Below are 10,593 nucleotides of genomic sequence, written 5' to 3'. Positions count from 1 at the left end.
GAAGCACTCACATCAGCTACACTGACCCAAGCAGCATAGATAACCCCCGACGTGTCCACTTTCCGGGGGTCAGGCCCGAGGGTGTACAGCTCGTCGACAAGCGCCGTGTCAGATGCCGTGAATGCGGTGCCGTCAGCGCGGTAGAGCGCGTCTTGGGTCAGCTCGTCGTAGTCGAAGGCTGCGGCAGCAATAGCCTCCCGGTCGCTGAGGAACTCGGCGAGCACCTCCACCGGATCGAGCTCAGGGAAGTGCTTATCGACGAGCTGAGCCACCTGCGGGTCATCCGCGAGATCATCATGAAGCTGGTCGACATCCGCCTGGGACAGCAGGTTAGACCCGCCGAGGGGGTCTTCACCGATGCGCTTGGCCAGGGCCTCCGCAACCAGTTGCGTCAACGCTTCGGCGAAGAACGGGCGCGCTTCGTTGTGGGGTTTGCGCGAACGACGTGCCCGTGTGCGGGCAGCGGTGATCATGGACGCAGTGGCCGGCAGATCAATGCCGTCGACGCGCAGCAGCTCGTCTTGCTCGGGAACTGTCTGATAGTTCCACACCGCCCGCTTGAGAATAGTGGCCATGTCCTGGGACCCCTTGACCTCGCGGGCGACAAGACTGTCAGTAGCGGCGGGGTCAAATCCTGGCACGAGCTGATCCACGGTGTTCAAGACGACACCTGTTTCACCCAGTTCCGGTAGAACCCGGGAGATGTAATCGAGGAAGGTGCGATTCGGCCCGACAATGAGGACACCAGTGCGCGCGAGCTGGTCCCGCCACGTGTACAGCAGGTAGGCAACGCGGTGCAGGGCGACCGCGGTCTTGCCCGTTCCCGGTCCACCAGAGACAACCAGGACTCCACGGGTCGAGTCCCGGATGATCTGATCCTGCTCGCGCTGGATAGTTTCCACGATCGACTGCATGTGCCTGGTGCGCGGTGCGTTCATGGCACGGCGCAGAGCCGCTTCGCTGCTGACGTCACTTGTCGTGCCCGACGTTTCCCCAACGGCGTCAGCGTCATCCCATCCGGAGAGCACTTCGTCATCCACCGCCGTCACGGAACGGCCGCGCATACGGATGTTGCGGCGCGTCTCCACGCCCTCGGGGTGGGCGGTGGTGGCCAAGTAGTAGGGCCGCGCCATCGGGGCGCGCCAGTCCAGCAAAAGAGTGCGGTAATCATCGGCGCGGTCGTCGATGGCCATACGGCCGATGTAGCGGCGGTCCACGTTCTCCCGGCCGTCGGCGGGATTCTCCGGGGAGTCATCCGCGACGTCGATCCGCCCAAAAACCAAGCCGGTTTCAGCGACGTTGAGATCATCCAGTTTCGCGTTCAGGCCGTGATACTCCGTCTCACGGCGAACCAAAGCATCCGCATCCGGGTTGTCTGGGTCCACGTCCAACGCCACAGCCTCAAGCCGTCGCTGGGCAGCCTGAACCTCCGCGTCGAGCCTGCCGAACAAAGCATCCGCGTAGTCCTGTTCCTGGGCGATCCTGGAATCTGTCACCGAGCGCCTAACCTTTCTCTTCCCACCGAAGGAGTGTGCCAGTAAGCAAACAGCCCCGAGACAGGGAGTATTCCCTGCCGCGGGGCTAGTAGGTGCGACCCGGTGAATTAACCGAGCTTCTTCTGCACCTTCTTCACAGCCTTCTTAGCCTGCTTCTCGGCCTTGTTCGCCCTCTTCTTCCACTTACGCTTCTGCCACCAGCTCGGGGAGGCGTCCAGCTCATCGAAAGCGTGCTGCAGGTTCGTGATGGCATCCTGCGCACGGCCCTGCGCCTTGTCAGCAGCCTTGTTGACCTTGCGCTTGCCCTTGAACTTCTCCCACTCGGACGGGCCGAGGTCATCGAGAGAACCCTGCAGGTCGCTCACAACGGAATTGACCTTGCGCTTGGCCTTGAACTTGTCCAGCTCGGACGGGGTCAGATCCTGGACCTTGTCCTGAGCGTCACCAATGAAGCCCTTGACCTGGCGCTTCATGCGGGCCTGCTCAAGCTTGTTCGGCTTGAGGTCCTTGTAGGTGCCCTCAGCCCAGTCGGCAGCGTCAGACGCAGCATCCTGCGCCTTGTCGGCGAACTTGGACGCGGTCTTTTTCCAGTCATCCTTGTTGTCGTCGACGTAGTCAGCGACCTCGGAAGCTGCCTGCTGTGCACCCTCGGAGACAGTCTCCGCGGTATTCTGGAACCACTCGCTGGCCTTGCTCATGGCCTTCTCGGTCTCAGACTGAGTCGGCAGAGCGGACTGGATGTTCTTGTTCGCACGCTTCGCGGCGTCCTGTGCGCGCCATGCCAGACCCGGCTTGCCTTCGGTGTCAGCAGTAGCCAGCAGAACACCGCCAAGCAGAGCGACGTTGGTCAGAGCGCCGGTGCGCATCTTGGCCTTCTCCTCGTCGTTCTTGGCCTCCCAGAACGCGTTGCGGGCCATCAGGGTGCACACGGTGGACCCTGCGAGCAGGCCAGCAGAAAGACGCGGCATCTTGCCCAGAGCGAAGGTGGCACCCGCGCCGATCTTCACACCACCGTTGATCTTTGCCACAGTCTCCGGGTCGGAGGGAATGTAGCTTGCGTACTGTGCCGGCAGCACAGACTTAATGGTGTTGACGACTTTCTCTGCGCCCTTAGCGTGCTCAGAGGAGCTCGTCACGGTTCCCACGCCGTCTGCGATGTACACAGACGCAAGCATGGGGCGAGCAAGTTTGCGGATCATACTCACTATTCCTTTTCTTATAGGGGTCTTTCTCTACCCACTGTAGACCGATTCCACGGCAAGCGTGCCGGAAATTCTCCGGCAGAGACCTACCAGCGGCGCTCCCACCACTCGTCTAGCTTCGGCCGTTCCTCACCGAGAGTTGTCGGGTCGCCGTGGCCCGGGCGGACTATCGCGTCATCGGGGAAGCGATCGAAGATTCGCTCTTTCACGTCGTTGAAGAGACGGATGAAGTCGCCTTCACCGTTGGTCTTGCCCAACCCGTCAGGGAAGAGGGAGTCTCCGACGAAAAGATTGGTGGTGCCGTCGATCTCAGCCGCGATAGCGGCACCGCCCGGAGTGTGGCCGCGCAGAATGTAGACGGGGAAGGAGTGCCCGGCGAACTCGAGGGTGTCTTCGTTGTGCAGTTCCTTGTCGGGAGCAACCGGCAGGGCAGGGGCATCGAGGAAGGAACCCCAATGAGTCGCACCAGTGCGTTCAAGGATGTCTTCGAGCGCACCGACGTGGTCCCAGTGCCGGTGCGTTGTCAGCACATCGGTGATCTCCACTCCGGCAGATTCGGCCATGGCGAGCAGGGTGTCGGGCTCGCAGGCGGCGTCGATAAGCAAGCCCTGCCCCCGCGAGCACAGCAGATAGCAGTTGTTGCCCATCTCAGAAACAGACACGTGATGCAAGGTGAGGTCCATGCCGCCCCACTGTAGGGGAATGAACAGGGACGTAGATGTGTTGGTAAATTCGTTCGAGGACCCGCAACGCCCGAAATGGAGGACAAGTGGCCGACAAACTCACTGTGCGCGGAGCGCGCGAACACAACCTCAAAGGCATCGACGTGGAGCTGCCACGCGACAAGATGGTCGTGTTCACGGGCTTGTCGGGCTCGGGCAAGTCCTCGCTGGCGTTCGACACGATCTTCGCGGAAGGGCAGCGCCGCTACGTCGAATCGCTCAGCTCCTACGCGCGCATGTTCCTCGGCCAAATGGACAAGCCGGATGTCGACTATATCGATGGTCTGTCGCCGGCAGTGTCCATTGACCAGAAGTCGACCAACCGCAACCCCCGCTCAACGGTGGGCACGATCACGGAGATCTACGACTACCTCCGTCTGCTGTACTCGCGCGCCGGCACCCCGCACTGTCCGGTGTGCGACGCCGTCATCGACCGGCAAACCCCGCAGCAGATTGTGGACCGCGTCATGGAGAACCCGGAGCGCACAAAGTTCCAGGTGCTCGCGCCCATCGTGCGCAAGCGCAAGGGCGAGTTTGTCGACCTGTTCTCTGACCTGTCCGCGCAGGGCTATGCCCGCATCAACGTCGACGGTGAGACCTACCAGCTGTCGGATCCGCCGAAGCTGGAAAAGCAGGTCAAGCACAACATAGACGTCGTCGTCGACCGTCTCACTGTGAAAGAAAGCCAGAAGCAGCGGCTCACGGACTCCGTCGAGACAGCATTGAAGCTTGCCGACGGTCTCGTCGGGTTCGATTTCGTCGACCGCGACGAGGACGACCCGAACCGCGTGGAAATCTTCTCCGAAAAGATGGCCTGCCCGAACGGGCACACGCTCAACGTGGAGGAGTACGAGCCGCGCGCGTTCTCCTTCAACTCTCCCTTCGGCGCATGCCCCGCGTGCGACGGCCTGGGCACCCGCAGCGAGATCGATCCGGACCTGGTGATTCCGGACCCAGACGCACCGGCCGTCGACGCGTTCCAGCCGTGGAACTCCTCGCCGAACAAGGGCTACTTCACCAAGCTCATCGTCGCGCTCGGCAAAGCGGAGGGGTTTGATCCGTACGAGCCGTTGTCGTCGTTAAGCAAAAAGCACCGCACGGCGCTGATCGACGGCACCTCCACGAAGGTGTCCGTCCGCTACAAGAACCGCTACGGCCGCCAACGCAACTTCACCGCCGCGTTCGAAGGCGTGAAGGGCTACTTGAACAGGAAGATCGAGCAGTCCGAGTCGGAGCACGCGAAGGAGAAGTACCTCGCCTACACCCGCGATGTCGCCTGCCCGACGTGCAACGGTGCGCGCCTCAAGCCCGAGATCTTGGCGGTTCGTCTCGATTCGAAGACGCACGGGGAGAAGTCCATTGCGGGGCTGACCGAGCTGTCCGTCGAAGACGCGTCCGAGTACCTGGACAACCTCGTGCTCGGATACCGCGAGGAAATGATCGCCGGGGCCGTGCTCCGCGAGATCCAGGCGCGCCTGCACTTCCTGCTCGATGTCGGGTTGAACTACCTGACGCTGTCGCGTTCTGCGGGAACGCTCTCCGGCGGTGAGGCACAGCGCATCCGTCTGGCTACCCAGATTGGTTCGGGTCTGGCTGGTGTGCTTTACGTGCTCGACGAGCCGTCGATTGGCCTGCACCAGCGCGACAACCAGCGCCTCATCGCGACGCTGCAGAAATTGCGCGACTTGGGTAACACCCTGGTTGTGGTCGAGCACGACGAAGACACCATTCGGGCCGCCGACTGGCTTATCGACGTCGGCCCCCTCGCCGGTGAATACGGCGGCAAAGTTGTGTACCAGGGCGAGCCGAAGGGCATTGAGAAGGTCGAGGAGTCCCTGACCGGTGCTTATATCTCCGGCCGCAAGGAGATCACGGTTCCGGATGCACGCCGCCCGCTGGACAAGGAGCGGAAGCTGCGCGTCGTCGGTGCCCGCGAGAACAACCTGGACAACGTGTCTGTCGACATTCCGCTGGGCATGCTCGTCGCGGTGACGGGTGTGTCCGGCTCCGGCAAGTCCACGCTGGTCAACCAGATCTTGGCGAAGACCCTGCAGAACCGCCTCAACGGTGCGCGCCAAGTGCCTGGCCGTGTGAAGAAGGTCGATGGCCTCGAGCACCTAGACAAGCTCGTGCAGGTGGACCAGTCGCCGATCGGCCGCACGCCGCGCTCGAACCCGGCGACGTACACCGGTGTCTTCGATAAGATCCGCAACCTGTTCGCGGAGACACAAGAAGCGAAGGTGCGCGGTTACAAGGCGGGGCGTTTCTCCTTCAATGTCAAGGGTGGACGCTGCGAGGCTTGCCGCGGTGACGGCACGATCAAGATTGAGATGAACTTCCTGCCGGACGTCTACGTCCCCTGCGAAGTGTGCGGCGGCGCGCGCTACAACCGCGAAACGCTCGAGGTCCGCTACAAGGGCAAGAACATCGCCGAAGTTCTGGACATGCCGATCAGTGAGGCGACCGATTTCTTCGAGCCCATCACATCGATCCACCGCTACTTGCAGACGCTGTGCGATGTCGGCCTTGGCTACGTTCGACTGGGTCAGTCCGCTACGACTCTTTCCGGTGGCGAGGCCCAGCGTGTGAAACTCGCCGCGGAGCTGCAGAAGCGCTCCAACGGCCGGACGATCTACATCCTGGATGAGCCCACAACGGGCCTGCACTTCGAGGACATCCGCAAGCTCATGCTCGTGCTCAACGGCCTGGTGGACAAGGGCAACACCGTCTTGGTGATTGAGCACAACCTTGACGTGATCAAATGCGCTGACTGGATCATCGACATGGGTCCGGAGGGCGGCTCCGGCGGCGGAACCGTCGTAGCGCAAGGCACGCCGGAGAAGGTGTCCAAGGTGAAGGGGTCCTTCACGGGCAAGTTCCTCGCGGATGTGCTGACGACGTAGCAAGGAGGCGACCATGTCCGAGTCGACGAGCGACGACCTCGTCGTGCTCTTCGCTGACGGGGAGAAAGTAGTCCTGCCTGACGGCCTCGAGCACTCCGATCCGCTGTACGTCGTGTGTTTTTGGGAGTACAGCGGAGACGGTGAGAAGGACTACTTCATCCAGCGGACTGAAATTGTCCGCGGAGCGACCGACGTGCTCCAGGTCATCGACTACGCGCGGGAGTCGCTCGCTGAGGACGAGCTAGGCACGACCTTCGGTGTATTCGTGATTCCACCGGATCCGTCAGGCACGCGTGAGCACATTGACCTCGTCCGTCTGTATGGAGAGGTGCCGGAAGGGCCGTTTGAAGAACCCGCGACTTTCGGCTGGACCATGTACGTAGCCGAAACGGAGGCCTCCGGGACAGTGCGGGGGATCGGCGACCCGCCCGACCCCCGCGAAGCACGGCTACTCCGGGCGGGAGCGCGGGTGGAGAAGTAGCGCTCCTACATCTCAAGGGTTGGCGGTGGAGTGTCCTGCGGAGGTTGGGGTTTGTGAGGTACCGGGCCACCATGTGCCGGTGTTGCGGCGGGGGCCTGTACACCACAAGGTCCCGGTGTCTCTGGTGCTCCTGGTGCCGCCGTTGCCGCGGGCTGAGGTTGCGAGCCACTGTTTCGTTGTGCTCCCAGAACCGCGACCGCGATAAGGAGCAGGCCGGAGACGGTGAACGCCAGTACCCTTGGAATGCCGCTCAGGGAGGCCATATCGAAGAACACGAGCTTTCCTGTTGCGACTAGGGCGAGAACCAGGCCGGCTGTGCGCGCGGACTTCGGGTTCGAACCGGATTCGGGGCGTGGTCGTTTCAACAGCAGCCAGGAGGCGAGAGCCATCACGGCGATCGAGACGGACATATGGCCGATCAGGAATCCAATGTCAGCGCCTGTCAGCGAACTGCGATCACGAGAGGAGAATGGCTGATCGCTCGGCTCAGGCCGCGGCGCAACGAAATCACCGATGATAGTGGTGATGCTGACCCACGAGACCATTGCCAAGATGAGTCCTGCTCCCGCGAGAGCGTTTTGGGCCTCGGTGGGCATTGTGCGCCAGAGTTTCCTTTGAGTCGCGACGACGATGAGGACGGCTGAGAGTGCGATCGCCTCAATGAAGATATAAGGATCGAGTCCGAACCCCGTGTAACCGCCCGCCGTGATCAGAAGAAGCACACGGACGTTGATGAAGAGGACGATCACCCACGCAAACGTCACGCCGGGAAGATGTACAGGGCGGGTACGGAAGAGGAAGGTTGCGCCGATGAAGGCCATCATGAAGACGATTACGTAGATCGTGTAGCCGAGAACGGACCACTCCAAGGATGCGACTGCATAAGCGACAAGGAACGTCAACGGCGTGACAATGAGCCAACCGTTGACCATGGTGTCGGAGGCGCGCCTAGTGAGAGTGACGAGGACGCACACGATGCATGTTGCAACCACGGGCAGCCAGACGGACCAAGCGTCTGTGATTCCAAAACATGTCCACATGACAAGAGTGGGCATGATGACCGCGTTCAGGATCGGCGGGTTCTGTGACTGGGCGGCCGGTGTGGCCGGGATGAACAGCTCCGACACAACGAGCATGACTGCACCGGCTACCGCGCTAACAACAATGACGTTTACTGGGCCTTCTTCAAGCATGTTCGAGACCCACAGAGTCTGCCACGCAAGTAGCGCCGCCGTAGCGGTGCGCACCAAAGCGTGGAGATTCTTTTCGCCGGCACGGAGTTTCCACGTGACTACGAGTGCCGAGAGCGGTGCGACCATTGCGATAGTCGTTTGAAGCACATCGAATGGGTACAGGCAGAAGTGGTAGACGAACATGGACAGACACATGCACAGCACGAGGCCCAGATTGTTCCGTACGGTCGCTAGAACGAGATAGATCATCCACAGGAATATGAAGAACGCGCTCAAGACGAGGGCTGGGAGCCAGAGCTTCACCCAGGTGACGTAGTACAGGTCGGCATAGATGACCAGTAGAGATGTGATGTACAACGCCGTGACACCTGCCGATGGACCGCGGCGTGTGTCTACCCGGATACCGATGCCCAGTAGCGCGACCCCGAAGATGAGCGCGCCCACCGCGCGGCCAACGGGGCCGAGGAGACCGGTTTGAATGGCCAGGGCGATACCGAAACTGGCGCCTGCGAAGGTAATGAGAGAACCGATGATGGCTGCTACCCGGACTATCTTCTGCTCCGGAGTCAGACTCGGCTTTCGTGGGGCTGAGGGGGCGACAGGCATCGTCGGGCCAATGGGCGGCGGTGACGCTGGATACGGCGACGGTTGCCCCGCCTGGGGTTGGGGAGGCTGCGGCTGCTGAGGCAGTGGTGGCGCGGCGGGAGCTGACACAGCTGCGGGGGCAGACGAAGGCACCGGAACGGGTCCAGGGTCGGAATTTAGCGGGGCAAGGGAGTGGACAATGTCGTCGATAAGCTGTTGGCTGTGCGTGGTCACACGGCGCAGTTCTTCTAGCTGGCTTAGAAGCTTCTCGTTGCTTGTCATACCCTTTAGACTGAAATCCGCTCCAAATGGTTCCATCCGGGAAGGTGTTTTTATCACCTCGTTACCGAGATTTGGCCGAACGTGACCTTGGATGCTAGGGTTCTATTCACTACCGCCTTGCGCGATGTTTCACCGATTTCTCATTGGAGATGCAAAGCGCGGGTTGCAAGTGGAGTTACTCCCACCTGATGCCGCCAGCTAGATGGAAGGCTAAGGGTCAAAATCACGGTAGGTTCGCGTAAGCGCGCCTGCCGTGGACGGATGAACTCCCACGCTATCTCTGAGAGAGCGTGGGTTTTTGTTTGGGGGAGCTGCGTTTGCGGTTCGGTAGCGAACCATTGAAACCCTTCACACTCTAGGAGTTCTCATCAGCGCTGAAGCTCGGATCAACGAACGCATCCGTGTTCCTGAAGTTCGTCTCGTCGGCCCGTCCGGCGAGCAGGTTGGCATTGTCCGTACCGATGACGCACGCAAGCTTGCATACGAGGCAGACCTCGACTTGGTTGAGGTTGCGCCGAATGCAAAGCCGCCCGTGTGCAAGATCATGGACTACGGCAAGTACAAGTACGAGCAGGCCCAGAAGGCCCGCGAGTCCCGCAAGAACCAGCAGCAGACAGTGGTCAAGGAGCAGAAGTTCCGGCCCAAGATTGATGAGCACGACTACCAGACCAAGAAAGCCAACGTTGAGCGTTTCTTGGAGAAGGGCAACAAGGTCAAGGTGACCATCATGTTCCGCGGCCGCGAGCAGTCGCGTCCGGAACTTGGCTACCGCCTGCTGGAGCGCCTCGCTGAGGACATTCAGGAGGTCGGCCAGGTCGAGTCCCGTCCGAAGCAGGACGGCCGCAATATGACGATGGTCCTGGGCCCGGTTCGCAAGGGCAAGAAGTAGATCGTAGAAGCACCAAAGGATTTACAGACATGAAGCAGAAGACCCACAAGGGCACCGCTAAGCGCATCAAGGTCACCGGTTCTGGCAAGCTCCGCCGCGAGCAGGCCGGTAAGCGCCACCTGAACGAGAAGCTGTCGGCTAAGCGCCGCCGCAAGCTCTCCGGCACCACCGACGTTGCTAAGGGTGACGTCAAGCGCACCAAGCGTCTCCTCGGCAAGGCTTAAGAGCGCCCTGCCTCCCAGAAACAATCCGTAACGAGAAGTAAGGAAGTATCACTGTGGCACGTGTCAAGCGCTCAGTTAACGCCAAGAAGAAGCGTCGCGCCATCCTCAAGTCCGCGAAGGGCTACCGCGGCCAGCGTTCCCGCCTGTACCGCAAGGCGAAGGAGCAGTGGCTGCACTCCCAGACCTACGCGTACCGCGATCGTCGCGCACGCAAGTCTGAGTTCCGCAAGCTGTGGATCCAGCGCATCAACGCTGCAGCCCGCATGAACGACATCACCTACAACCGCCTCATCCACGGCCTGAAGCTGGCTGAGGTCGAGGTTGACCGCAAGATCCTCGCGGACCTTGCTGTGAACGACTTCGCTGCATTCTCCGCCATCTGCGAGGTGGCCAAGAACGCTTTGCCGGAGGACGTCAACGCCCCGAAGGCAGCTGCCGCCTAAGTCGCGTTGTGCGGTTCTCCGCGCATTGCTTATCGACGCCCCGTGCGCCACGGTTCCGAACCTGGCCGCGGGGCGTTTGGCGTGTATGCCCCTCATCTTAAGTTCTAGTGGTCGTTGCAACACTGATCTGAAGGGTTGGTGTTGGTGATGACGGTGTCACGGTGGGATCCACC

Annotated in this window: 9 protein-coding genes; 5 read left to right on the top strand and 4 right to left on the bottom strand. The window is 61.3% G+C overall.

Annotated elements, in window-relative coordinates:
- From KBX17_RS11230 to KBX17_RS11220, 3 genes are all read right to left on the bottom strand, one after another.
- Nucleotides 1-1,496 (bottom strand): UvrD-helicase domain-containing protein (locus KBX17_RS11230; protein WP_256019893.1); only part of this gene is annotated, 1,496 nt, incomplete at its 3' end.
- A 107-nt stretch (nucleotides 1,497-1,603) separates the two neighbouring features.
- Nucleotides 1,604-2,695, bottom strand: coding sequence for a DoxX family protein (locus tag KBX17_RS11225; protein ID WP_005290306.1), 1,092 nt, complete (start codon nucleotides 2,693-2,695; stop codon nucleotides 1,604-1,606).
- Nucleotides 2,696-2,784: 89 nt separating this feature from the next.
- On the bottom strand, nucleotides 2,785-3,381 hold the full coding sequence (locus tag KBX17_RS11220; RefSeq protein ID WP_256019892.1) for an MBL fold metallo-hydrolase: 597 nt from the start codon (nucleotides 3,379-3,381) through the stop codon (nucleotides 2,785-2,787).
- An 86-nt stretch (nucleotides 3,382-3,467) separates the two neighbouring features.
- Between KBX17_RS11220 and uvrA the strand changes: the two genes are divergently transcribed.
- On the top strand, nucleotides 3,468-6,323 hold the full coding sequence (uvrA, locus tag KBX17_RS11215) for an excinuclease ABC subunit UvrA (RefSeq protein ID WP_256019890.1): 2,856 nt from the start codon (nucleotides 3,468-3,470) through the stop codon (nucleotides 6,321-6,323).
- Nucleotides 6,324-6,336: 13 nt separating this feature from the next.
- A complete protein-coding gene (locus KBX17_RS11210) occupies nucleotides 6,337-6,804 on the top strand; it encodes a hypothetical protein (protein ID WP_256019888.1) in 468 nt (155 codons plus the stop codon).
- 5 nt (nucleotides 6,805-6,809) lie between these two features.
- On the opposite strand, the gene KBX17_RS11205 is transcribed toward KBX17_RS11210, so the two are convergent.
- The gene (locus KBX17_RS11205; RefSeq protein ID WP_256019887.1) at nucleotides 6,810-8,864 is read right to left on the bottom strand and encodes a DUF2339 domain-containing protein; all 2,055 of its coding nucleotides are present in this window, start codon (nucleotides 8,862-8,864) and stop codon (nucleotides 6,810-6,812) included.
- Between the two features lie 337 nt (nucleotides 8,865-9,201).
- Here KBX17_RS11205 and infC point away from each other — a divergent pair, with 337 nt between their 5' ends.
- From infC to rplT, 3 genes are read left to right on the top strand one after another with little or no spacing between them, the layout of a single operon-like run.
- Nucleotides 9,202-9,753, top strand: coding sequence for a translation initiation factor IF-3 (gene infC / locus KBX17_RS11200; protein WP_083770299.1), 552 nt, complete (start codon nucleotides 9,202-9,204; stop codon nucleotides 9,751-9,753).
- A 29-nt stretch (nucleotides 9,754-9,782) separates the two neighbouring features.
- Nucleotides 9,783-9,977, top strand: a complete 195-nt coding sequence (rpmI, locus tag KBX17_RS11195; RefSeq protein ID WP_005290299.1) for a 50S ribosomal protein L35 — start codon at nucleotides 9,783-9,785, stop codon at nucleotides 9,975-9,977.
- 53 nt (nucleotides 9,978-10,030) lie between these two features.
- Nucleotides 10,031-10,420, top strand: a complete 390-nt coding sequence (rplT, locus tag KBX17_RS11190) for a 50S ribosomal protein L20 (RefSeq protein ID WP_005290298.1) — start codon at nucleotides 10,031-10,033, stop codon at nucleotides 10,418-10,420.
- Nucleotides 10,421-10,593 lie beyond the last annotated feature (173 nt).

Source organism: Corynebacterium sp. CCUG 65737, from assembly GCF_024454115.1.
Taxonomy (GTDB): Bacteria; Actinomycetota; Actinomycetes; order Mycobacteriales; family Mycobacteriaceae; genus Corynebacterium; species Corynebacterium genitalium.
This window is presented reverse-complemented; position numbering and strand designations above follow the sequence as displayed.